This window comes from Paraburkholderia sp. OAS925, assembly GCF_040543975.1.
Classification (GTDB): domain Bacteria; phylum Pseudomonadota; class Gammaproteobacteria; order Burkholderiales; family Burkholderiaceae; genus Paraburkholderia; species Paraburkholderia graminis.
Genome location: NZ_JBEUNO010000002.1, coordinates 462,385 through 486,646, shown reverse-complemented (window position 1 = coordinate 486,646; position 24,262 = coordinate 462,385). Strand labels below are relative to the sequence as shown.

Sequence of the window (24,262 nt, the reverse complement as noted above, 5' to 3'; positions counted from 1 at the left end):
ACGACAACATGGCAGAGCCGTTCGATCTCTCCCGCCGCAAGGCCCTGAAACTGTTTGCCGGTGTACCGATGCTGCCGTTAGGCGGCCTCGCCACCGCGTCCATGTTGAGCGCCTGCGGAGGCAGCAGCAACGATCTCGCGACGACAGTCAAACCGGTTGCCAACTTCGTGTCGGCGGCTTTCAGTTCAATGGCCGCGCCGACGCTGGCCGAGCCCGCGGCGATGGCAAAGACCACGGTCGCCTCCACGCTGACGGTGCAGTTGAGCGACGGCAGCAGCCGCGCGTTCAAGCTGTCGTATCAGCCGTTTTTCATCACCGGCGACATGGTGCCGAACATTCAGGGCGGGACGATTCTCGCGGGCGGCTACGTCGACATCAACAATCAGCCGATCGTCGATCAATCCGTGGCCGGCAAGGAGCGCCAGTTCTATTCCGATTGCCCGGACGGCAGCTCGCTGATTCGCCTCGACAATCCCACGGTCAAGGGCATCAAGGGCAAGGCGGTGTTCGCTGTCGTGCAATTCGAATACGCCACGCGCGATCAGAGTCTGGTGTCGATGTACGGCCAGTTGCCGTCGCCGATTGCCGTGCTCACGCTCGACCAGGACCAGGCGACCGGCAAGCTCACGCTGGTCGGCTATCACAACGTGGATACGTCGAAGGTGCATGGCTTGTGGATCACGTGCGGCGCAAGCCTGTCGCCGTGGAATACGCATTTGTCGAGCGAAGAGTACGAGCCGGACGCGGCGACGATCTCTTCCAATAGCCAGTTCAAGGGCTTTAGCCGCAACCTGTACGGCAGCGACACCGCGGCGAATCCGTATCACTACGGCCATTTGCCCGAAGTGACCGTGAATCCCGACGGCACCGGCAGCATCAAGAAACATTACTGCCTCGGCCGCATCTCGCACGAACTGGTTCAGGTGATGCCGGACAAGCGCACCGTGCTGATGGGCGACGACGCCACCAACGGCGGCCTCTTCATGTTCATCGCGGACCGCGAAGCGGACCTGTCGGCGGGCACGCTGTACGTCGCGAAATGGACGCAGGTGTCGTCGAGCGGCGCGGGCGCGGCGACGCTGTCGTGGATAAAACTGGGCCACGCGACGAGCAGCGAAATTGAGGCACTCGCGAACACGCTGACCGCGGCCGACATCATGGACGTCAAGACCGCCGATCCCGCCGACGCGTCGTACACGAAGATCAATTTCAACGGCACGTTCAACTGGATTCGCGTGAAGCCGGGCATGAACAAGGCCGCGACTTTCCTGGAGACGCATCGCTACGCGGCGCTTGCCGGCGCGAGCATGGGCTTCACGAAGCTCGAAGGGACGACCGTCAATATCAAGGACAAGGTGCTGTATTCGGCGATGTCGCGTATCGAGAAGTCGATGGTGCGCGGCAATGCGGCATCGACGGATGTCGCGGTCGACAAAACCATCAGCGCCGGCGCGGTCTACGCGCTGAACATGAAGGGCGGCCAGCTCGATCGCAGCGGCGGCGCGATCAATAGCGAATGGGTGCCGGTCGACATGGCGGCGCCCGCCGCACTCGTCGGCGAGGATCTCTCCACGGCGGACGCGCTCGGCAACACCGCGAATCCCGAGCGCATCGCAAACCCGGACAACCTCAAAATTTTCGGAGAAGCTGCGCACGCTGTTCATCGGCGAGGACAGCGGCATGCACGTGAACAACTTCCTGTGGGCGTACAACGTCGACACGAAGACGCTCTCGCGCGTGCTGTCATGTCCGGCCGGCGCGGAATCGACAGGCCTGCACGCGGTCGATGAAATCAACGGCTGGACCTACGTGATGAGCAACTTCCAGCACGTCGGCGATTGGGAAAGTCCGCTGCACGACAAGGTCAAAGCGACGCTCGATCCGCTCGTGCGCGCCAACTATAAGGACCGCTTCGGCGCGACGGTCGGCTATCTGACGGCCGATCCGACGTCGATCAAGCTGTAACTCTCGCACCCGAGGCGGCGCGTGCCTGCATCGAATCGCCCATGCGCGGGGCGCCCATGCGCCGCCTCAGCTCCGCTTGCAGAAGATCGCCGTGATGAGCGGCGCCACGCGGTGCACGATCGCCGTCCCGCCGGCCGACGTCACCGCGTTCTTCACCTTCGATTCGCTCCCCGAACACGACCACGCCATAGGCCGAGCGCGCGACCGGCTCGCCGTCTCCCACGCGGAACATCGGGTCGTCCTTTTCGTAGCCGACCACCGCGAAAACGTGAAATCCGAATGCGCTGAGGTCTGCGCCTTGCGCGGGAGAGAATGCGTTGATCGAATTGCTTTCGACCCGCGTCGGTTTCGGATCGATCAGTTGCTGCCCGGCCAGATCGGCGATGAACTGATGGCCGGTTTCATTGCAGGCGAGCGGCGCGTCGAGCGCGGCGGCATACACGGCGAGCGGCAGCGCGCCGGCCGCGATAGCGAGGACGGCACGGCATAAGGCACGCGATACGGAAGAAGAAAAAAAGCGTTTCATGGCACGGACGGCGGCATAGTCGATCTGGCGCGATGTAGTGTCGATATAGTGTCGATGTAGCGTGTCTACAACGCGCGGCGCGGCGATAAACTCAGAGCAGGCAGCTCGCGAAGACGTTGCGCATTGGTGCGATCGCGCGAGGCCGGCCCAGCAGGACTCGCACTTTATCGCGGTTCGGCAAATCCTGCTTCATTCGCGGTAGGTGACAAATCATCGCAAGTCGTCGGCAAAGCATTAGCAAATTACCGGCAACCGATCCGCAAACGATTAGCAAACGATTAGCGAGCCGCATAAACCGCAAAGAAACTGACGCGAAGAAAGCAATCTTTCGCGATCCCGTATATATTTCCGGGTTATGAATTCAACACCGCACACTCCAATTAATGTGCCGCCGCCCAGGACCTGGGACGCGCGGCTGGCCCGCCGGCTCGTGACTCCGCTCGTGAACACGCGTGTTTCGCCCAATCATCTGACTACGCTGCGTCTGTTGATCGGCGTCGCAGGCGCGCTGTGCCTCGCGCGCGGCGGCTTCGCATGGGCCAATGCGGGCGCGGTGCTGATCGTGCTCTCAAACTTTGTCGATCACACCGACGGCGAGCTTGCGCGCATCAGCGGCAAGACGAGCCGGATCGGTCATTTTTACGACCTGGCTTCGGACGCGCTCGTCACCGTCATGCTGTTCATGGGCATGGGTATCGGCGCAGGCGCGTCGAATCTCGGCGGCTTCACCGTGGATGCCGGCTGGCTTGGCGCCGTCGCGGGCGTCGCGGTCGCGCTGATTTTCTTTCTGCGCATGCGTATCGAGGAAATGGCGGGCAAGGCGGGCACGAAGCAGGCGGCCGTCGGCGGCTTCGAGACCGAAGACGTACTGTATCTGCTGCCCATCGTCACGTTGACGAGTGTGACGATGCCGTTCGTCGTCGCCGCGTCGATCGGCGCGCCGCTCTTCGCGGTGTGGGTCATGATCGACTACTGGCGCGTGGTGCGCCGCACGGCGCAGCCGTCCGCGGCGGCTGCGGCTGCCACCGAAACGACTCAGGCGTGGGCAGGCAAATGAGTACACACGCCGAAGACGACGTGAGCGCATCGATTCCCGAACAACACGCCGCGGCTGCGCTGGACATAGCCCCGGCAGTTCCCGCAGCCCCGGCAGCGCCGGACGCCGACCGTGCCGTCGCGAGCCGCACGCGCGCATTCGACACTCCGCGGCTGCGCAAGGACTTCGCCGATCAGGGCGCGTTCCTCTACATGGAGGACTTCCTCGCGCCTGAAGTCACCGCGCAGCTCGTGCACAGCGCGCGTGCGCTGCTCGACGAAGTCAACCGCAACTATCTGCCGGGCCACAAGCAGGGCGGCAGCGTGAGCCGTCATACGATCGACCGCCTCGCGCCGTTCATCGCCGAGCTGTATCGCTCGAAAGAGCTGATCGGCTGGCTCGAACAACTGAGCGGCGACAAGCTGCAAGTGTCGCCGGCCGACGATCCGCACGCCTACGCGCTGTATTACTACACGCGGCCCGGCGATCACATCGGCTGGCACTACGACACTTCGTACTACGACGGCCGCCGCTACACGTTGCTGCTCGGCGTGATCGACGAATCGTCGTGCCGGCTCGACTATGAATTGCATACGCGCAATCCCGATGTGCCGGACCAACCCGGCTCGGTGCAAATTCCGCCGGGCGGCCTGGTGTTTTTCGACGGCGACAAGCTGCGCCATCGCATCACGCCGGCCGGCCCGAACGAAATGCGCGTATCGCTCACGTTTGAATACGTCACGGACCCGAACATGCGTCCGTGGCGCCGTTTGATTTCCAACATGAAAGACGCGATTGCTTATTTCGGCTTCCGCCAGGTGTTTCGTCAAATGACTCAGGCGAATACCCGCGGTACTCGCAAGGACCGCGCATGACTCGCGCGGCCCTGATTCTGCTGTCGATCGGGACGGCGCTGTTTGTCGGCCTGCTCGCATGGCAGGGTTTCGGCTCGGTCGCCTCGACGCTGCTCGCGGCCGGCTGGGGGCTCGCGCTCGTCGCGGCGTTTCACGTCGTGCCGCTCGCACTCGACGCGGTCGCGATCTCCGTCCTGTTGCCGCGCGGCCGCGAGCGGGCGCCTCACCCGCAGCAGCATCTTGCAGTGCGCGACGCGCTGTTCGCCCGCTGGATCGGCGAATCCGTGAACAGCCTGCTGCCGGCCGGCCAGATCGGCGGGCCTGTGGTGATGGTGCGGCAACTGTCGCAGCGCGGCATGCGCATGCGCGACGCGGCCGCGGCCATCACGGTTAGCACGACGGCCCAGGCGCTCGCGCAAATCATCTTCGCGCTGTTCGGGCTGCTGACGTTCGGCGCCTATGCCGCGCACGGCGCGCTGCACGACCTGCAAACCGCGACGTGGATCGCAACGGCGGTGCTCGGCGGCATGATCGTCGGTTTTTACTATGCGCAGCGGCGCGGGCTGTTCGGCCGGCTGCTCGGCGTATTGTCGAAAGTGTTCGGCAAGCGCGACTGGTCCGGGCTGATGAACCGCGCCGAAGCCGTCGACGCCGCCGTGCAGGCCATGTACCGCGAGCGCGGCCGGGTCGCGGCGAGCTTCGCGCTCAGCCTCGCCGGCTGGATCGTCGGCACGGTGGAAGTGTGGCTCGCGCTGCGCTTTCTCGGCCATCCCGTCGACTGGGTCGACGCGCTGCTGCTCGAAAGCCTCGGCCAGGCGATTCGCGGCGCGGCTTTCATGATTCCGGGCTCGCTCGGCGTGCAGGAAGGCGGTTATCTGCTGCTCGCGCCGCTGGTCGGCTTGCCGCCCGACGCGGCGCTCGCGCTCTCGCTGACCAAGCGCGCGCGCGAAATCCTGCTAGGCTTGCCGGGTCTGCTGGTTTTGCACTTCAGCGAAAGAAGCTGGCAAAGGCGGCGTGCCCTTGGGCGCGTTCCCGCTGTCGATTAAACTCCGTATCTTTTCAAAGGACCGCGCATGCGTGCCATCATTCTCGCTGCGGGCCTCGGCCTGCGTCTCCAGCAACCGCCGGAAGCCCAGTTCCCGAAATGCCTGTTGCAGTTCGACGGCTTGAGCCTGCTCGAGCGGCATCTGCAGATGCTCGAAACCGCCGGCGTGACCGAAGTCGTGCTGGCGCTCGGCTTTCAGCCCGAGTCGGTGCAAGCAGAACTGGCGCGCATCAACTGGCCGCACCCCGTCGAAACCGTGCTGAACACGCGCTATGACCTGGGCAGCGTGCTGACGGTGCACACGGTGGCCGAGGCGCTCACGCGTGGCGGCGACGTCCTGCTGATGGACGCCGACGTGCTCTACGACGAGCGCATCCTGGCCGCGCTGGTCGCGGGCGAAACGGTCAACCGTCTGTTGATCGACCGCGACTTTGAAGCCGGCGACGAGCCCGTCAAACTGTGTCTGAAAGACGGCGTGCCGGTCGAGTTGCGCAAGCAGCTTGCCGTGAATCTTGAGTACGACACGATTGGCGAGTCGGTGGGCTTCTTCCGTTTCCGCGAAGAAACCGCGCGGCGCTTTGCGGAAATCGTCGCGGGTTATGTCGACAGCGGCCGGGCCAACCTGCCGCACGAGGAAGCCGTGCGCGACCTGCTGCTCGAGCGCAGCCAGGTGTTCGATACGGCCGACGTGACCGGCGCGCCGTGGATCGAGATCGACTTCCCGAACGACGTGGCGCGCGCCACGACTGAGATCCTGCCGCAGTTGCAGCCGCTCGTCAGCGCTTCACGCTGAGTCCCACTGACTCCTCGCTAAGCGCGTTTTACGCACACGACAAAGAGCCGGCTCGATGCCGGCTCTTTGTCGTTCAAGGTCTATACGAGCACCATCGGCAACAACATACGTCGCCGATGCAATGCCATAATCGACGCTTTACGCCGACGGCCTTGTCACCCGTCGCCCTGCCAATGCCCTTCGCTTTAGGCGCTTTCATCGTCCCGCTGATCGTCGCGTGCGCGATGTTCATGGAAAACGTGGACGGCACGGTTATCGTGACGTCGCTGCCCGTGCTGGCCCGCGATCTCGGTCAGGACCCCATCACGCTAAAGCTCGCCGTCACCGCATATGTGATCGGCCTCGGCGTCTTCATTCCGATTTGCGGCTGGGTCGCGGACCGCTTCGGCTCGCGCACGGTGTTTCGCACGGCGATCGGCATTTTCATGGCCGGCTCGCTGATGTGCGCGGCGTCCACGTCGCTCGGCATGTTCGTGGTCGCGCGCTTCGTGCAAGGCATTGGCGGCGCGATGATGGTCCCGGTCGGCCGCATCATCATTTTCCGCTCGGTGCCGAAGTCCGACTTCATACGCGCGGTCAATTATCTGACGGTGCCCGCGTTGCTCGGGCCGGTGGTCGGTCCGCCGCTCGGCGGATTTATCACGACGTATCTGCATTGGCGGCTGATCTTCTTCGTCAATATTCCGATCGGCCTGTTCGGCATCTGGCTGGCGAACAAGCACATCGCCAATGTGCGCGAGGCACATCCTGGCCCGCTCGACTGGACCGGCTTTCTGCTGTCCGCGAGCGGCGCGTCGCTGTTCATGCTCGGGCTTTCGCTGGTGGGCGGCGAACTCGTGTCGAATCCGGTGTCGTTCGGCATGTGCGGCGTCGGCGTCGTGCTGCTCGTGATTTATGTGCTGTACGCCAATCGCGTGGAAGCGCCGGTGCTCGATCTGCGCCTGTTGCGCATTCCCAGTTTTCACGCGAGCGTGGCGGGCGGATCGCTGTTTCGCATTGGCCTCGGCGCGGTGCCGTTTCTGTTGCCGCTCGCGTTGCAGGAAGGTCTCGGCATGACCGCATTCGTGTCGGGTTCGATCACCTGCGCTTCCGCGTTCGGTTCGATCTTCATGAAGGCGGCGGCCTCACGCATACTCGGACGCTTCGGCTTTCGCACGGTACTGATGTTCAACGCGGGCTGTGCGGGCGTGGCGATTGCAGTCTACGGCCTGTTCTTTCCCGGCACGCCGCACTGGTTGATCTGGTGTGTCGTGCTGTTCGGCGGTTTCTTTCCGTCGCTTCAGTTCACTTCGCTCAACACGTTGGCGTATGCCGACATTCCGAGCCGCGACGTCGGCCGCGCGACGAGTGTCGCCAGCGTGATCCAGCAGATTTCACTCGGGCTCGGCGTGACCATCGCGGGCATCGTGCTGCAGATTTCGCATAACGTGCAGGGCCATTCGAGCATCGTGTTCTCCGACTTCTGGCCGGCGTTCGTGGTGGTCGGTCTGTTCTCGTTCCTGTCGATTCCGGTCACCGCGCGCCTGCCGCACGACGCCGGCGATGAAATCGCACGCGGCCGCCGCGGCACCGCGTGACCGCATGAAGCGGCGCGATAAGCGCCGCCCTGACGCTACACCGCTTCCTTCACCGCGCGCAGGAACTGCTGCGTGCGCTCATGCTGCGGGGCGCTGAAGAACTGCTGCGGCGGACCTTGCTCGATGATCTTGCCTTGCGAGAAAAAGCACACACGGTCCGCGAATTCGCGCGCGAAGCCCATCTGATGCGTGACCATCAGCATGGTCAGATTGTGTTCGCTGCCGAGACGGCGAATCACGTTCAGCACTTCGCCGCACAACTCGGGATCGAGCGCCGACGTCACTTCGTCGAACAGCATCACCTTGGGCCGCATCGCCAGCGCCCGCGCAATCGCGACGCGCTGTTGCTGACCGCCCGACAACTGCGACGGGTAGTGATTGCATTTGTCCTCGAGGCCGACGAGCGACAGCAGATCGCGTGCGCGCTCGGTCGCTTCCTTGCGCGACAGGCCGAGTACCTGCATCGGCGCTTCGATCGTATTGGCGAGCGCCGTCATGTGAGGAAACAGGTTGAAGCTCTGAAACACCATGCCGATCTTGCTGCGCACGCGCCGCAAATGTTTCAGCGATGCGGGCACCAGCTCGCCGTTCTTGCGCATATGCGTGAGCGGCTCGCCGTCTACTTCGATCATGCCGCCCGTGAGCGGGTCGAGTGTCATCAGCACGCGCAGCAACGTCGACTTGCCCGAACCGCTCGGACCGATGATCGCGACTTTCTCGTTGCGGCCAATATCCAGGTCGAGTTCGTCGAGCACCGTCAGCGCGCCATAGCGCTTCGTGACGCCGGCGAAGCGCACCATGGGCGCCTCGCCCGGTGCGCCGGCCTGCGGGTCGAGTACGGAAGCGGGATCGTCTCGTTTCATCGGGTTCTCCACGGATAAGGCCGAATGCGGCGGGGTCGGGGTGTCGACGTCGGTTCTCACGGTCATGGCAACCTCAGACCGTATTCGAGCCGCCGCACGAGTTGCGCGAACGTGATGCTGATTAACAGAAAGAAGATGCCGGCCAGCGTAATCGGCTCGAGATAGCGGAACGTTTCGGAGCCGATGTTCTTCGCCTGCTGCATCAATTCGACGACGGTAATCGCCGACAGCACCGGCGTGTCCTTGAACATCGCCACCAGATAGTTGCCGAGCGCGGGAATCACCGGGCGAATCGCCTGCGGCAGAATCACGCCGCTATATGTGCGCCACGGCGACAACGACAACGCGCACGCTGCTTCCCACTGGCCGCGCGCCACGCCGTTCAGTCCCGCGCGATACACCTCCGACGTGTAGCACGCGTAATGCAGCGCGATACCCACAGTGCCCGCCGTCAACGCCGACATCGTGATGCCATACACCGGTAGCACATAAAACAGTACGTAGACCTGAATCAGCAGCGGCGTGCTGCGAATGAATTCGACGATAAAGCCCACCGTGCGCGACACGGCCTTGACGGGGCTGCGCCGCAGCACGGCCAGCACGAGGCCAAGCACGAGCGCGATCGCAAAGCCGATCAACGTGATGAAGATCGTGTACATCGACGCGCGCAACAGCGCCGGCAGAATCTGCTCCGCGTAATGCAGGTCGAAGAAGCTGTTCATCGGGCGGCCCTCTGGAGAATGCCGTGGCTCACGCGGCGCTCGAAATGCCGCATCAACGCAACCAGAATCTGCGCGAGCACGAAGTAGATGACGAGCGTGAGCATGAAAATCTCCGCGGTCTTGAAGGTCGCCTCGTCGAGTTGCCGTGCGCGAAACGTCAGATCGGAGAGCGTAATCAGCGACACGAGCGAGGTGCCCTTGAGCAACTCGATCATCAGATTGGTCGCGGGCGGCAGCGCATTGATCATCGCTTGCGGCAGTATGATGCGGCGCATTCTGGTGAGCGGCGACATGTTGAGCGCGAGCGCGGCCTCGAACTGTCCGCCGGGCACCGAACGCAACGCGCCGCGCAAAATCTCGGAACCGTACGCGCCGTAATGCAAACCGAGTCCGACGATAGCCACCGTAAACGGCGTCATTTCGATGCGAAACGGCGGCAGCGGCAGCACGAAGAAAAACCAGAACAGTTGCACGAGCAACGAGGTGCCGCGGAATATCTCGACGTACGCATTGCCGAGCCAGCGCAGCGGCGTCCACGGCGCGAGCTTGGCCGCGGTCGCGATAAACGCCATCGCGATCGCGAGCACCGTGGCCAGCGCCGCGATCTCGACCGTCACGAGTGTGCCTTGAAGCAGCAGGGGAAACAGTTCACGCATGGCGGGTCCTCGCTTGCATGAAGGCATGTGCGTGTGCACACGCCTTTGAATTCAGAGCCGGCGTGGCCGGCACGCCCGAGACTCGCTTACTTGCCGCAGATGTCGGCGGCGGTGCGCGTCGTCAGATTGGTTTTGTCGAAACCGAATGCGCCGACGGTTTGCAGATGATCGGGCGTGCCGAGCCAATCGTGCAATTGCTTGTTGACCGCATCGCGCAGGTCCGTGTCTTCCGGGCGGAACGCGAGCGCGCCGTAGCCGGTGTGCTTCGGGTCGCCCTTGAAATTGGCAACCGCTTCCACCTGGTCGGAGGCTTTCGCGGCGAGGCCCTTCATGGTCAACGCGGTGCCCGCCGCGGCGTCGGCGCGGCGCGCGCGCACGGCCTGCAATTGCGCGGTCGTGTCGGGCACTTGCATGAGTTGGGCGTCTTTCACGCCGGCATCGCGCGAATTGGCGAGTTCCACCGCGCCCGCCATCACCGCGAGCTTGATGTCGGGCTGCTTGCCGATATCCGCATAGCTATGAAGATTCTTCGGATTGCCCTTGGGCACGAGCAGCGTGTCCTGGATCTGATACTGCGGATTCGCGAACGCGACCTGCTTGCAGCGCTCCGGCGTGATGTACATGCCGGCCGCGATCACATCGAAGCGGCCCGCGCGCAGGCCAGGAATCAGCGAGCCCCATTCGGTCAGCACGCCGTCCACTTTCTTCACGCCCATGCGCGCAAAAATCTTGCGGGCGATTTCCGGAGACTCGCCGGTCACCTTGCCGTCCGGCGTCGTGTACGCGAACGGCGCTTCGTTCGCGTAGCCGATACGTACTTCGCCGGTGCGCTGGATGCGCTGCAACGTCGTTTCAGCCGACGCATGTTGCGCCGCCATGCTCAGGGTCGCCGCGGCGACGCAGAGGGCTCCCAGCAATCCTGAAGTGCGCTTCGCTTTCATATCGATTCCGTTGATAGCAGTGGGAAATGAGGTGATGAATTAGGCGTCTTGCCCGGCCTTCCGCCGCAACCCTGAATGCAGCATACAAAGCCAATTTTTTAATCCGATTGCTCTAGGACAATAATTTTCCGGGCCTGTTTCGCGGCAGTATGGGAAGCGGGAATAGGCGGCGCGGCGGGCTTATACGCGGCTGTCGGGCAAGGGTATACGACGACAGGACGGGCGCAGTAACTCGTCGCACGGGCTCGCGACATCGAATGACGGAGGATGCAAGTGATTGGGCAGTGGCGTGATGCGGTGCGTGCGGTGCACGGCGTGGAGTCGAAATACAAACGGCTGGTGAAGGCGATTGCGGGCGATATAGAAAGCGCGTCGCTGCCTGCGGGCGCGCGGCTGCCGCCGCAACGCGATGTCGCCGCGGAACTCGCGATCAGCGTGCAGACGGTGACCAACGCCTATAAGGAACTCGAACGGCAAGGGCTGATTCGCTGCGAGGTCGGGCGCGGCAGTTTCGTTGCGGCGCGCGTCACGGAAACCATGTCGAACTACATGCTCGATACGGCCGAGCGCTCGGTGGTCGACTTTTCGATTGCGCGCATCATTCATACGCCCGAGCACGATGCGATGTGGCGCAAGGTCTGCGCGACGCTGTCCACGCTCGACGACCAGCCGTGGATTCGCGCATTCCGGCCGATCGCGGGCTTCGAGCATCATCGGCAGGCGGGCGTGGCGTGGCTCGCGTCGTTGGGCATGCCGGCTTCGGCGGATACGCTGCTCGTGACGAACGGCGCGGCGCACGGCATCTTTCTCGCGCTCGCGTCGCTCGTCGGTCCCGGCGATACCGTGCTGTGCGAAAGCCTCACGGATCACGGCGTGATCGGCTCGGCCAACGTGCTCGGCTTCACGCTCAAGGGACTCGAGATCGACGAATACGGCATCCATCCCGAGCATTTCGAAGAGATGTGCGACAGCGAGCGGATCAGTGCGCTCGTCTGCACGCCCACGCTGAACAATCCCACTGTCGCGATGATGCCCGACTCGCGCCGCCGCGCGATCGCGCGGATCGCCGAGCGCTACGGCGTGTACGTGATCGAGGACGACGTCTACGGACCGTTGCCCGCCAAGGCCGCGACGCCGATTGCGAGCCTCATCCCCGAGTTGTCGTTCTACTGCACGAGCATGACGAAGTCGGTGCTGACGGGCTTGCGCATCGGCTATCTGACCACGCCGCGGCGACTCGCGCTGCGCGCGGAAAGCGTGTTGCGCGTGAGTAGCTGGATGGCCACGTCGCCGATGGCCGAGGTCGCGACGCGCTGGATCGTCGACGGCACAGCGGAGCGCCTCGTGCAGGTTCAGCGCGAACGGCTCGGACGACGCCAGGCGTTGCTTCAGCAAACGCTCGGCGGCTATGTGCTTGGCGCGCATCCGCAAGCGTTGTCCGCGTGGCTGCGCGTGCCCGAGCACTGGCAGGCGGAGCGGCTCGTGCGGGAACTGCGCAATCGCGACATCGCGGTGACTTCCGCCGATCCGTTTCTCGTGCGCGGCGCGGACCGGCCGAACGCAGTGCGCGTGTGTGTCGGCGCGGAAGTGAGCGACGATACCTACAAGGCGGCGCTCGACACGATGCGCGAGGTGTTCGAGCAGTATCCTCAGGTGCACGATTTCACATAAACGCTGCATGGCTCGCGCAGTGTGCGCGAAATGAACTAGGACAATAGAAATCGTTTTTTAGAACATTAGACTGGGCTCGATTCGAAACGATGCGGCCGCAGCCGGCATGACGCGTTAGTCGTCGTGAAGCAGCGCAGGCATCGAATTAACCCTTTCGTGCAGGGCCGAGTTCATGTCCGCTGTTCTGTCGCTGGCCGATGTCTATCGCGCGCGTCGCCGTATCGAGGGGCGCGTGTTGCGCACGCCGCTCATCAAATCGCCGAGCCTGTCGGCCATTGCCGGTGCGCCGGTGTTCCTCAAGCTCGAAACGGTGCAGCCCGCCGGCAGCTTCAAGCTGCGCGGCGCGACCAACGCGCTCGCTCAACTTGTCGAGCAGGGCTGTCGCAAGGTCGTCACTGCATCGACGGGAAATCATGGGCGTGCGGTGGCGCATGCGGCGCGCGCGCTCGGTATCGAGGCGACGGTCTGCATGTCGGCGCTCGTGCCCGGCAACAAAGTAGAGGCCGTGCGCGCGCTCGGCGCGCAAGTGCGCATTGTCGGCAAGAGCCAGGACGATGCGGAACACGAAGCGCTGCGGCTCGTGCGCGAAGAAGGCTTTGCTTATGTGCCCCCGTTCGACGATCTCAACGTGATCGCGGGGCAGGCGACCATCGGGCTCGAGATCGTCGAAGCGTTGCCGGACGTCGCGCATATCGCCGTCCCGTTGTCCGGCGGCGGTCTGTTTGCAGGCGTCGCGTTCGCGGCCCGAAGCGCGAATCGCGCGATTCGCATGACCGGCGTGACGATGGCGCGCGGCGCAGCGATGCATGCGAGTCTCGCAGCCGGACGGCCCGTGCTTGTCGAGGAACTCGATACGCTGGCCGATTCGCTCGGCGGCGGCATCGGCCTCGAAAACCGCTATACGTACCAGCTCACGCGCGATCTCATCGACAACACGTTGTTGCTCGATGAGGACTCGATTGCGCGCGGCATCGTGCATGCCTATCAGCATGAGCGTCTCGTCGTGGAAGGCGCGGCCGCAGTCGGCATCGCCGCGCTGCTCGACGGCTTGCTGCACGACACGCGTGCTGAACGCGGCCCGCTGGTCATCATCGTGACCGGCGCGAATATCGACATCGATCTGCATCGCCGCATCGTCAGTGCGATGCCCGCGCAATCCCATTCTCATCAAAGCTCATGACGTCCATCACATTGCTCGGCGAAGCGCAGCTTCGCGAACTGGTGCCGCTCGATCTCGCGGCAATCGATCAGGTCGAAGCCGCCTTCCTCGCGCTGGCCACGGAAGATGTCGCGATGCCGCCGATCTTGCGTCTCGATCTGCCCGCGCAAAACGGCGAGGTCGATGTCAAGACCGCTTATCTGCCGCGCTTCGACAGCTTCGCGATCAAGGTGAGTCCGGGCTTCTTTAATAACCCGGCGCTCGGTTTGCCGAGCCTGAATGGCTTGATGCTGGTGCTGTCCGCGAAGACCGGCCTGACCGAAGCGGTGCTGCTCGATAACGGCTATCTGACGGCGGTGCGTACCGCAGCCGCCGGCGCGGTCGCGGCGCGCTGGCTCGCGAAGCAGCACACGCCGCAAGTCGCGGTGCTCGGCGCGGGCGAACAGGCGCGTCTGCAATTGCAGGCGCTGATGCTGGTGCGCCGCGTCGAACACGTTCGCGTGTGGGCGCGCAATCGGTCCAACGCAGAACGGTTTGCCGAAGAGATGACCGCAACGCTCGGCGTGCGCTGCGAAGCCGCACGCGATGTCGCTCATGCGCTGGCCGAAGCGGACGTCGCGATCACGACGACGCCGAGCCGCACGCCGCTGATCGAAGCCGCGCATCTGCACGCCGGTTTGCATATCACCGCAATGGGCTCGGACGCCGAGCACAAGAATGAGATCGCGCCGGCCGCTTTGGCGGCGGCGCGCTACATCTGCGATCGCGTGCAGCAAACCCGCGTACTGGGCGAATTGCATCATGCGCTGAATGCGCGCGCGATCAAGGCCGACGCGTCGATTGCCGAGCTGGGCGAAGTGATCGCGGGCAAGGCCGTGGGCCGGACGAGCGATACGGACGTGACGATCTGCGATCTCACCGGCACCGGCGCACAGGACACGGCGATCGCCGCGCTCGCCTTGCAGCGCGCGCGAGCCGCGAACGCAGGAACCGTTTTTCGTAACGATGTAGAGCGCTAAGAGGGGACGATGTCCGAGACAACTCAACTGGAACGCAATGTGAGCGATCAGGCGTTGGCTGTACGCCTGCCGTTCGAACGAGCGGAATACCACGCACGTATCGGCAAGACCCGCAAGGCGATGCAGGCCGCCGGGATCGAACTGCTGATCGTGTCGGACCCGACCAATATGGCGTGGCTGACCGGCTACGACGGCTGGTCGTTCTACGTGCACCAATGCGTGCTGCTTGCGCTCGACGGCGAGCCGGTATGGTTCGGCCGCGGTCAGGACGCAAACGGCGCGAAGCGCACGGTGTTCATGCAGCACGACCATATAGTTGGTTATCCCGATCATTATGTGCAGTCCGCCGTGCGTCATCCGATGGACTACCTCGCGCGCGATGTGATTGAAGCGCGCGGCTGGGGCGCGCTCAGGATCGGCGTCGAAATGGATAACTACTATTTCAGCGCAGCGGCTTACCGCTCGCTCGTCCAGCATCTGCCCAACGCGAAGTGGCATGACGCGACGAGCCTCGTGAACTGGCAACGTGCGGTGAAGTCGCCGCGTGAAATCGAATATATGCGCGTGGCGGCGCGTATTGTCGAGGCGATGCATGAGCGCATTGTCGAGCGAATCGAGCCGGGCATGCGCAAGAACGATCTGGTGGCCGAGATCTATTCGACGGGCATTCGCGGCGTGGACGGTTACGGCGGCGACTATCCGGCCATCGTGCCGCTGCTGCCGACCGGCGCGGACGCCGCCGCTCCGCATCTCACGTGGGACGACACGCCGTTCGCGAAAGGCGCGGGCACGTTCTTCGAAATCGCCGGCTGCTTCAAGCGCTATCACTGTCCGCAGTCGCGCACGGTGTTTCTCGGCAAGCCGCCCAAGCATTTCATCGACGGCGAACGCGCGGTGGTCGAAGGCATCGAGGCCGGTCTTGCCGCGGCCAAACCAGGCAACACCTGCGAGGACATCGCCAACGCATTCTTCGCGATGTTGCATAAATACGGCATCGAAAAGAACAGCCGCTGCGGTTATCCGATCGGCGCGAGCTATCCGCCCGATTGGGGCGAGCGCACCATGAGTCTGCGTCCAGGCGACAAGACCGTGCTCGAACCGGGCATGACGTTTCACTTCATGCCGGGCCTGTGGCTCGACGATTGGGGACTCGAAATTACCGAAAGCATCCTGATCACGGAGAACGGTGTCGAGACGTTCTGCAATACGCCGCGCAAGCTGTTCGTGAAGGAGTAGTGCATATGCGCGCCTCGCCTATTCAGCCGACCGTCGACTTCAATGTCGACGGCGAACAGCATGGCTTTCTAAAACTGCCGCATTCGCACGATGCGTCCGCGTGGGGCGCCGTGATGATTCCCGTCACCGTGATTCGCAACGGCGAAGGGCCGACCGCGTTGCTCACAGGCGGCAATCACGGCGACGAATACGAAGGACCGATCGCGCTTTCACAACTCGCGTCGACGCTCAGAGCCGCGGACGTGAAAGGCCGCGTGATTATCGTGCCGTTCATGAACTACCCGGCGTTTCGCGCGGGCAGTCGCACGTCGCCGATCGATCGCGGCAATCTGAACCGCAGTTTTCCGGGCAAGCCGGACGGCACCGTCACCGAAAAGATCGCCGATTATTTTCAGCGCCATTTGCTGCCGCTCGCCGACTATGTGCTCGATCTGCACGCCGGCGGCCGCACGCTGGATTTCGTGCCGTTCGCCGCGATCCATCTGCTATCCGACGAGCGGCAGCAGGCGCGCTGCGAAGCGGCGATGCGCGCATTCGGCGCTCCTTATTCGATGCGTATGCTGGAACTGGACAGCGTTGGACTCTTCGATACCGCGGCCGAGGAAGCGGGCAAGGTTTTCGTATCGACGGAACTCGGCGGCGGCGGCACGGCCACCGCGCAAAGCGTTGCGATCGCCGTTCGCGGCGTGCGAGGATTTTTGCAGCACGCGGGCATTCTCGTTCAGGAACCGGGCGAGCAAGCGGCACGCACCACCACATTGCTCGATATGCCCGACGGCACCTGCTTCACCACGAGCGAACACGATGGCCTTCTCGAATTGTGCAAGGACCTCGGCGAGATGGTGGAAAGCGGCGAGGTGATCGCGCGAATCTACGATGCGTCACGCACGGGCGTTGCGCCGGTCGAATATCGTGCACGCCGCGGCGGTCTGCTCGCGGCGCGGCATTTTCCGGGCCTTGTGCGCATCGGCGATACGGTTGCGGTGGTCGCCGATGTCGTCGAGCGCGGCATACCGGTGAGCGTCTGAGCGCGATGAAACTCGACCGCTACGACCTGGCGATTCTGCGGATTCTTGCGCGCGACGGACGCATCACGAAGTCGCGCCTCGCGGAAGAAATCAATCTGTCGATTTCGCCGGCATGGGAGCGCGTCAAGCGCCTCGAAGACAGCGGCGTGATTCGCGGTTACCGCGCGGACGTCGACTGGCTGCGCGCGTTCAAGGGCGCGCGCGTGGTGGTTGAGGTCACGCTCGCGCGGCATACCGCGCAGGACATGCGGCGTTTCGAGGAACGCATTGGCGCGTCGCCCGAAGTCGTGCAATGCCATGCGACGGGCGGCGGCGTCGACTATGTGATGCACGTGATGGCGCGCGACATCGACCACTATCAGCGGTTTATCGATTCCTTGCTCACGGCTGAACTGGGTATCGAAAAGTACTTCACGTACATCGTCACGAAGGTCGTGAAAAGCATGCCCGAAGGTGTGCCCGACTGGGCCGACGAATCGTCCGGCGACGACAGTTGAAGCACGCGGCGACGCTGCCGAAAAAACACCACGCGCCGCCGCGCATTACGGAAAAAACGCCGGCTTCGGCGCACGCGAACCGAAAAAACCGCGAGGCCGCTCAACGTACAGTGACAGACATACATCGCACACAGGAGGTCGTCATGTTGCTGGGTCATCCGGTTCTGTTCAAATCGCTGTGTTACGTCGACGGGCGCTGGGTGCATAGCGCAAGCGCGGCAAGTGTCGCCGTGCGCAATCCCGCGGATCAGGAAGTGCTCGGGCATGTGCCGATGCTCGACGCGGCGCAGATCACCGAAGCCGTCGATGCCGCACAGCGCGCCTTTTCCGCGTGGCGCTGGCTGCCGGTCGCGAAGCGCTCGGCGCTGCTGCTGCGCTGGCACGAACTGATCCTGCGCCATCAGCACGACCTTGCGGCGATTCTCTCGCTCGAACAGGGCAAGCCGTTCGCCGAAGCACGCGGCGAGATTGCGTATGGCGCGAGCTTCGTCGAATGGTTCGCGCATGAAGTGCGGCGTCTGAATGGGCGCACCATTCCCACGCATATCGACGGCGCGCAACTCGGCACCGTGATCGAACCGGTGGGCGTTGCCGCGTTGATCACGCCGTGGAATTTCCCTTGCGCGATGATCACGCGCAAGGCGGCCGCCGCGCTCGCGGCCGGTTGTACGGTCGTCGTGAAGCCCGCGCACGAAACGCCGTTCTCCGCGCTCGCGCTCGCTCAACTCGCCGAAGAAGCCGGTTTTCCAGCGGGCGTATTCAACGTGGTGCTCGGCGAGCCGCAGATGGCGATGCAAACGCTCGTTGGGGATTCACGCGTGCGCTCGGTGAGCTTCACCGGTTCGACTCGCGTCGGCGGGCTCGTGATGCAGGCCGTCGCAAACGCGGGCATCAAGAAGACGGCGCTGGAACTGGGTGGCAACGCGCCGTTCATCGTCACCGAAGACGCCGACCTCGAACAGGCCGTGCGCGTCGCCATCGCCGCGAAATTCCAGACGTCGGGCCAGGATTGCTGCGCGGCCAATCGCATTTTCGTTGCGCGTCCGTTGTACGAGACGTTCGTCACGCGATACAGCGACGCGGTTCGCGCATTGAAAGTGGGCTCGGCATTCGAAGCCGATGTGGACGTCGGCCCGCTGATGCATCAAGCCGCATTCGACGCGACCAGGCAGCGCGTCGCCGATGCGCAAGCCAAGGGCGCGCGCATCACGGTTGGCGGATCGGCGCACGAACGCGGCGGCTGGTTCTTCGAGCCGACCGTGGTGGCCGACGCCGCGCCTGGCATGCGCATCTACGACGAAGAAAACTTCGCGCCGATTTCCGCACTCACGCCATTTGATTCGCTGGACGAAGTAATCGAGCGCGCGAACGACACCGAGTACGGTCTTGCCGCATATGTCTGCGCGCGCGATCTGAACACGGTCTTTCAACTGATTCGGCGCCTCGACTTCGCGATGGTCTCGGTGAACGGCGCGAAGTTCACGGGTGCGCCGATTCCGTTCGGCGGCATCAAGTCGTCGGGACTCGGCCGCGAAGGCGGCGCCGAAGGCTTCGAACCTTTTGTGGAAACACGCTATTTCTGCCTCGGCCAACTCGGCTTGCCGGTGACGCAAAGCCTGCCCGCTCGCAGCGCCGCGGCCGCCTAACTCATTCACGCATTCAACGAAGGAGCATTTGATGACTCAGCCCGAACAACTCGATCAACTCTTCAGCGCCGACCGCGCGCATTTCATGCACCCGTCGACGCATGCTCACGACCATGCGAGCGGCGCGCTGCCGGGCCGCATTGTGACGGGCGCAAAAGGCATCCGCATTGAAGATCATCAAGGCAAGTCTTTTATCGACGCCTTCGCGGGTCTCTATTGCGTGAACATCGGCTATGGACGCACTGAAGTTGCCGAGGCCATTTACGAGCAGGCGAAGAAGCTCGCCTACTATCACACGTATGTCGGCCACTCGACCGATACGATCATCGAACTGTCGTCGCGCATTATCGATTGGGCGCCGCAGGGCATGAAGAAGGTGTACTACGGCATGTCGGGCTCGGACGCGAACGAAACGCAGATCAAGCTCGTCTGGTACTACAACAACGTGAAGGGCCGGCCGAACAAGAAGAAGATCATCTCGCGGCAGCGCGGCTATCACGGCTCGGGCATCGTGACGGGCAGCCTCACGGGTCTGCCGAGTTTTCATCAATACTTCGACCTGCCGATCGAGCGCGTCAAGCACACCACGTGTCCGCACTGGTATCGCAATGCGCCGGCCGGCATGAACGAAACGCAGTTCGTCGCGTATTGCGTCGAGGAACTCGAGCAACTGATCGCGCGTGAAGGCGCCGACACGATCGCTGCGTTCATCGGCGAACCGGTCATGGGAACGGGCGGCATTCTGCCGCCGCCTGCCGGCTATTGGCCCGCAATCCAAGAGGTGCTGAAGAAGCACGACATCCTGCTGATCTCCGACGAAGTGGTGTGCGGCTTCGGCCGTCTCGGCTCGAAGATGGGCGCGCAGCACTACGGCATGACGCCCGACCTCATCACCGTCGCGAAGGGTTTGACGAGCGCGTATGCGCCGCTCTCCGGCGTGATTGTGAGCGAAGGCGTGTGGGATGTGATCGACAAGGCTTCGCAGGAATTCGGTCCGATGGGGCACGGCTGGACCTACTCGGGACATCCGATCTGCGCGGCAGCGGCGCTGGCGAACCTCGATATTCTCGAGCGCGAGAATCTTACGCAAAACGCGGCGCAAACCGGCGCGTATCTGCTCGAGCAATTGCATGCCGCGTTCGATTCGCATCCGCTCGTCGGCGAAGTGCGCGGTGTGGGCATGCTGGCCGCGCTCGAATTCATGGCCGACAAGGACGCGCGCCGTCCGTTCGATCCGGCGCTGAAGGTCGGCCCGCGCGTGTCGGCTGCTGCGTTGCAACGCGGGCTGATTGCGCGCGCGATGCCGCATGGCGACATTCTCGGTTTCGCGCCGCCGCTCGTGACTTCGCGCGGCGAGGTCGACGAAATCGTCAAGCTCGCTCGCGCCGCAGTGGATGAAGTGGCCTCGCAGGTTCTCACGCCCGCGGCTGCTGTTTAATCGAAGCCATACGCCTCTTTGTGTGCCGCAGCAGGTGCCTTACGGATTTGCGCGGCTTCGCAAAGAGGCGCTTCGCATGTTATAAGCCCAAGGGAACTGTCGTTATCGTCAGGTGAAACAGTCGTCTTGGGGGATTAACAATGAGGTTGTTCCGCAACGCCAGATCGTCGGCCAGCGTGTTCGCACTGGCCACTGTGTTGTCTGTTTCCTTCGGCTTTCTCGAGGCCACGCCGGCCGTCGCGAAGCCGCCCGTCAAAGCGCAGCCCGCGGTTCTCACCGCGTCCGCCATCGCGGTCGCCGACGAGTACAGCGCGGATGCCGCCGAACAGATCTTCAAGGAAGGCGGCAATGCGGTCGATGCCGCGGTCGCCATCGCCTTCACGCTTGCCGTGACTTATCCGGAAGCGGGCAACATCGGCGGCGGCGGTTTCATGACGCTGTACGTGGCCGGCAAGCCGTACTTTCTCGACTATCGCGAGCGCGCGCCGCTGGCGGCAACGAAGAACATGTACCTCGACGATAAGGGCGAGGTCATCAAGGGCATGAGCCTGTACGGTTATCGCGCGGTGGGCGTGCCCGGCACCGTCGACGGCATGTGGCAGGCGCAGCGCCGCTTCGGCAAGCTCAAATGGAAGCAGGTGCTGGCGCCGGCCATCCACTATGCGCGCGACGGCTTCGTGGTCAGCGAGCAATTGCAGGAGCGCCGCGATGCGGCGGCCAAGGAATTCGCCGGCAAGACGAACTTCGACACGTACTTCGGCAACATGAAGCAGGGCGTCAACTTCAAGCAACCGGATCTCGCCGCCGTATTGCAGCGGATTTCCGATCAGGGCGCGAAAGATTTCTATTCGGGCAAGACGGCTGATCTGATCGCCGAGTCCATGCGCGGTCACGGCCTCATCACCAAGGCCGACTTGCAGCAGTACAAGGCTGTATGGCGTCAGCCGATTCAGGCCGACTGGAAAGGCTACCGCGTGTACACCGCGCCGCCTCCGAGTTCGGGCGGCATCGGCCTCGTGCAACTACTGAAGATGAAAGCCGATCGCGCGGACGACTTCAAGGAGGTGCCGCTCAATTCGCCGCAATACATTCATCTGATCGCGGAAATCGAAAAGCGCGTATTCGCGGACCGTGCGCAATATCTCGGCGATCCGGACTTCTACAAGGTGCCCGTCGCGCAACTGACCGACGACGCCTACATCGCGAAGCGCGCCGCTGAAGTCAATACGGAAACGCCGTCGGACACGAAGAGCGTGCAGCCGGGACTCGGCACGTCGATGCCGGAGAAAGCGGAAACCACGCATTTCTCGGTCGTCGACAAGTGGGGTAACGCGGTGTCGAACACGTACACCGTGAACGGTTACTTCGGCTCGGGCGTGGTCGCCGATCGCACGGGTATCGTGCTGAACGACGAGATGGACGACTTCTCCGCGAAGCCGGGCGTGGCCAACATGTTCGGCGTGGTGGGCAGCGACGCCAATTCGATCGAACCGAAGAAGCGCCCGCTTTCGTCCATGAGCCCGACCATTCTGACGAAAGACGGCAAGGTGTCGCTTGTCATCGGCACGCCGGGCGGCTCGCGCATCTTCACGTCGATCTTCCAGGTGATCAACAACGTCTACGACTTCAATATGCCGCTGCCGGAAGCGGTCGCCGCGATGCGTTTCCATCATCAGTTGCTGCCGCCGAACACGATTTTCTGGGAGCCGTATATGCCGATCGACGGCGAGCTTGCAAAGGCCGTCGAAGCAAAGGGCTATACGCTGAAGGCGCAGAATTTCAACGGCGACATTCAGGCGATCAAGATCAACGACAACACGCCCGAACCGGCAGCCGATCCGCGTGGCCGTGGCGTGACGCGGATTATCCAGTAAGCGTTGTGCGGATTGTGTGAGCGGTGCATGGGTTGAGATGTGCCGCTCACAATTAACGGAAGACCTCGCGCTCGAAAGAGCCCGGGGTCTTTTTTCCGTGCCGTGTGAGACACTTTCCGGTACTCGCGCGCCGTTCGCGGCCGCTACCCAGGGAGTGAGCCACCATGAATTCGTCTGCCACGCCTTCAGATGTGCCTGCACCATCGTCCGATGCCGAGCCGCGCATCGAGTCGCTCAGCGCGATTACGCTCGCCACCGGCGACATGCGGCAAGCGGTGCGCTTCTATCAGGCTCTCGGCTTCCCGCTCAAATTCGGCGGAGAAGAAGCGGCGTTTACGTCGTTCGAATTCGGCGGAACGTATCTGAATCTGATCGCCGATCCGCGTGCGCCGGTTAGCTGGTGGGGCCGCGTCATCGTCTATGTGTCCGATGTCGACGCGGTTTATCGCAAAGCGCTGGCGGCGGGCTTCGAGCCGTCGTTGGAGCCGTCCGATGCGCCCTGGGGCGAGCGCTATTTTCATATCAGCGATCCGGACGGCCACGAACTCAGCTTCGCGAAACCGTTGCGCGACGCGCGGGCGTCGGCGAAAAACTCGCTATCATGAAACGGCTGAACGGTAACACGGCTGACACCGGGCGCACCGATAATCGGGCGCGTCCGCGTCGCGCTTGCCGCCGCGCGCCCGATCATTTCCGTCGTCAGGAGAGCCGCAATGAAAGAGCAGGACCCGAGACCCGAAGCCGAGTTGCTGACTGAGCGGCAACGCCGTTTCGAGGAGGACCTCATCGACGCGTACGACGAGGAACTCGAGATGGAGGTCGACGACCGCATACTCGACGGTTCGGAAGCCTTCACGCCGGAGAACCGCGAAGCACGCAAGATGTACTTCCGCGAGTTGTTCCGCCTGCAGGGCGAACTGGTCAAGCTGCAGGACTGGATCGTGGAGACGGGGCATCGCCTTGTGGTCATTTTCGAAGGACGCGATGCCGCGGGCAAGGGCGGCGCGATCAAGCGCATCACGCAGCGGCTCAATCCGCGCGTGTGCCGCGTCGCGGCGCTGCCGGCGCCGAACAATCGCGAGCGCACGCAATGGTATTTCCAGCGCTATGTGTCGCATCTGCCGGCCGGCGGCGAGATGGTGCTGTTCGATCGGAGCTGGTACAACCGCGCGGGCGTCGAGCGCGTGATGAATTTTTGCACCGACGACGAATACGAAGAGTTCTTCCGCTCCGTGCCGGAGTTCGAAAAGATGCTGGTGCGCAGCGGCGTGCAGATCGTCAAGTACTGGTTTTCGATCACCGACGAAGAGCAGGAAATCCGCTTTCAAAACCGCATTCACGATCCGCTGAAACAGTGGAAGCTCAGTCCGATGGATCTGGAAAGCCGGCGCCGCTGGGAGGCCTATACGCAGGCGAAGGAAGTGATGCTGCAGCGCTCGCATATTCCCGAGGCGCCGTGGTGGGTCGTGCAGGCCGTCGACAAGAAGCGCGCGCGGCTGAACTGCATCCAGCATCTGCTGAACCAGGTGCCGTATCACGAGATCGAGCATCCGCGTGTCGAACTGCCGGCGCGTGTTTATCACGACGAGTACAGCCGCCAGCCGGTGCCGGCTTCGATGATCGTGCCTGAGGTTTATTGAGGGGGGAGTCGATTACGTGCGCGCGATCGACTCAGAAGCGCGCGCCTTTTAATCGACTCATGATTTGAGGCGAATG

At 63.3% G+C, this 24,262-nt stretch carries 20 protein-coding genes and 2 pseudogenes; 17 read left to right on the top strand and 5 right to left on the bottom strand.

From position 1 onward, the window contains the following. Window positions 1–8 precede the first annotated feature (8 nt). Window positions 9–1,965, top strand: a pseudogene (locus ABIE53_RS20980) (PhoX family protein). 66 nt (window positions 1,966–2,031) lie between these two features. Here the strand turns inward: ABIE53_RS20980 and ABIE53_RS20975 are convergent. Next, a pseudogene (locus tag ABIE53_RS20975) lies at window positions 2,032–2,491 on the bottom strand (hypothetical protein). 355 nt (window positions 2,492–2,846) lie between these two features. Between ABIE53_RS20975 and ABIE53_RS20970 the strand changes: the two are divergent. From ABIE53_RS20970 to ABIE53_RS20950, 5 genes are all read left to right on the top strand, one after another. Continuing rightward, window positions 2,847–3,548, top strand: coding sequence for a CDP-alcohol phosphatidyltransferase family protein (locus tag ABIE53_RS20970; RefSeq protein ID WP_053859967.1), 702 nt, complete (start codon window positions 2,847–2,849; stop codon window positions 3,546–3,548). After that, a complete protein-coding gene (locus ABIE53_RS20965) occupies window positions 3,545–4,402 on the top strand; it encodes a HalD/BesD family halogenase (protein WP_029966840.1) in 858 nt (285 codons plus the stop codon). Before ABIE53_RS20970 ends, ABIE53_RS20965 begins: the two co-directional genes overlap by 4 nt. Further along, the gene (locus ABIE53_RS20960) at window positions 4,399–5,427 is read left to right on the top strand and encodes a lysylphosphatidylglycerol synthase domain-containing protein (protein WP_006049629.1); all 1,029 of its coding nucleotides are present in this window, start codon (window positions 4,399–4,401) and stop codon (window positions 5,425–5,427) included. Before ABIE53_RS20965 ends, ABIE53_RS20960 begins: the two co-directional genes overlap by 4 nt. 27 nt (window positions 5,428–5,454) lie before the next feature. Next, window positions 5,455–6,219 (top strand): phosphocholine cytidylyltransferase family protein, encoded by a 765-nt coding sequence (locus ABIE53_RS20955; RefSeq protein ID WP_192699684.1) that lies wholly within the window; start codon window positions 5,455–5,457, stop codon window positions 6,217–6,219. Between the two features lie 173 nt (window positions 6,220–6,392). After that, complete coding sequence (locus ABIE53_RS20950) at window positions 6,393–7,796, top strand: MFS transporter (RefSeq protein WP_029966834.1); 1,404 nt, start codon at window positions 6,393–6,395, stop codon at window positions 7,794–7,796. Window positions 7,797–7,831: 35 nt separating this feature from the next. Here the strand turns inward: ABIE53_RS20950 and ehuA are convergent, their stop codons facing one another. The 4 genes from ehuA to ehuB all read right to left on the bottom strand — a co-directional run bounded on the left by ehuA (window position 7,832) and on the right by ehuB (window position 10,978). Further along, window positions 7,832–8,659, bottom strand: a complete 828-nt coding sequence (gene ehuA / locus ABIE53_RS20945; protein ID WP_053859969.1) for an ectoine/hydroxyectoine ABC transporter ATP-binding protein EhuA — start codon at window positions 8,657–8,659, stop codon at window positions 7,832–7,834. Window positions 8,660–8,721: 62 nt separating this feature from the next. After that, a complete protein-coding gene (ehuD, locus tag ABIE53_RS20940; protein WP_006049624.1) occupies window positions 8,722–9,381 on the bottom strand; it encodes an ectoine/hydroxyectoine ABC transporter permease subunit EhuD in 660 nt (219 codons plus the stop codon). Beyond that, a complete protein-coding gene (ehuC, locus tag ABIE53_RS20935; RefSeq protein WP_029966830.1) occupies window positions 9,378–10,037 on the bottom strand; it encodes an ectoine/hydroxyectoine ABC transporter permease subunit EhuC in 660 nt (219 codons plus the stop codon). The genes ehuD and ehuC overlap by 4 nt, the downstream gene beginning before the upstream one ends. Window positions 10,038–10,123: 86 nt before the next feature. Then, entirely contained in the window at window positions 10,124–10,978 is an 855-nt protein-coding gene (gene ehuB, locus ABIE53_RS20930; protein WP_006049622.1) for an ectoine/hydroxyectoine ABC transporter substrate-binding protein EhuB, read from the bottom strand. A gap of 267 nt (window positions 10,979–11,245) precedes the next feature. On the opposite strand from ehuB, the gene ehuR reads away from it, so the two are divergent. The 11 genes from ehuR (at window position 11,246) to ppk2 (ending at window position 24,186) form a co-directional block, all read left to right on the top strand. After that, a complete protein-coding gene (gene ehuR, locus ABIE53_RS20925; protein WP_029966828.1) occupies window positions 11,246–12,649 on the top strand; it encodes a MocR-like ectoine utilization transcription factor EhuR in 1,404 nt (467 codons plus the stop codon). Window positions 12,650–12,821: 172 nt separating this feature from the next. Next, complete coding sequence (eutB, locus tag ABIE53_RS20920; RefSeq protein ID WP_192699685.1) at window positions 12,822–13,829, top strand: hydroxyectoine utilization dehydratase EutB; 1,008 nt, start codon at window positions 12,822–12,824, stop codon at window positions 13,827–13,829. Beyond that, on the top strand, window positions 13,826–14,827 hold the full coding sequence (locus tag ABIE53_RS20915) for a cyclodeaminase (protein WP_029966824.1): 1,002 nt from the start codon (window positions 13,826–13,828) through the stop codon (window positions 14,825–14,827). The genes eutB and ABIE53_RS20915 overlap by 4 nt, the downstream gene beginning before the upstream one ends. Before the next feature lie 9 nt (window positions 14,828–14,836). Then, window positions 14,837–16,063, top strand: a complete 1,227-nt coding sequence (gene doeA, locus ABIE53_RS20910; protein WP_192699686.1) for an ectoine hydrolase DoeA — start codon at window positions 14,837–14,839, stop codon at window positions 16,061–16,063. A 5-nt stretch (window positions 16,064–16,068) separates the two neighbouring features. Then, window positions 16,069–17,091, top strand: a complete 1,023-nt coding sequence (gene doeB, locus ABIE53_RS20905; RefSeq protein WP_192699687.1) for a N(2)-acetyl-L-2,4-diaminobutanoate deacetylase DoeB — start codon at window positions 16,069–16,071, stop codon at window positions 17,089–17,091. Window positions 17,092–17,096: 5 nt separating this feature from the next. Further along, on the top strand, window positions 17,097–17,588 hold the full coding sequence (locus tag ABIE53_RS20900; RefSeq protein ID WP_029966818.1) for an Lrp/AsnC family transcriptional regulator: 492 nt from the start codon (window positions 17,097–17,099) through the stop codon (window positions 17,586–17,588). A 143-nt stretch (window positions 17,589–17,731) separates the two neighbouring features. Further along, window positions 17,732–19,234, top strand: coding sequence for an NAD-dependent succinate-semialdehyde dehydrogenase (locus ABIE53_RS20895; protein WP_192699688.1), 1,503 nt, complete (start codon window positions 17,732–17,734; stop codon window positions 19,232–19,234). Window positions 19,235–19,265: 31 nt separating this feature from the next. After that, window positions 19,266–20,672 carry an aspartate aminotransferase family protein gene (locus tag ABIE53_RS20890; protein WP_192699689.1) on the top strand — a complete coding sequence of 469 codons (1,407 nt, stop codon included), beginning with the start codon at window positions 19,266–19,268 and terminating at the stop codon, window positions 20,670–20,672. Between the two features lie 140 nt (window positions 20,673–20,812). Beyond that, the gene (gene ggt, locus ABIE53_RS20885) at window positions 20,813–22,546 is read left to right on the top strand and encodes a gamma-glutamyltransferase (protein ID WP_107706912.1); all 1,734 of its coding nucleotides are present in this window, start codon (window positions 20,813–20,815) and stop codon (window positions 22,544–22,546) included. 164 nt (window positions 22,547–22,710) lie between these two features. Continuing rightward, window positions 22,711–23,151, top strand: a complete 441-nt coding sequence (locus tag ABIE53_RS20880; protein ID WP_029966810.1) for a VOC family protein — start codon at window positions 22,711–22,713, stop codon at window positions 23,149–23,151. A 108-nt stretch (window positions 23,152–23,259) separates the two neighbouring features. After that, the gene (gene ppk2, locus ABIE53_RS20875; protein ID WP_006049611.1) at window positions 23,260–24,186 is read left to right on the top strand and encodes a polyphosphate kinase 2; all 927 of its coding nucleotides are present in this window, start codon (window positions 23,260–23,262) and stop codon (window positions 24,184–24,186) included. Window positions 24,187–24,262: the final 76 nt, after the last annotated feature.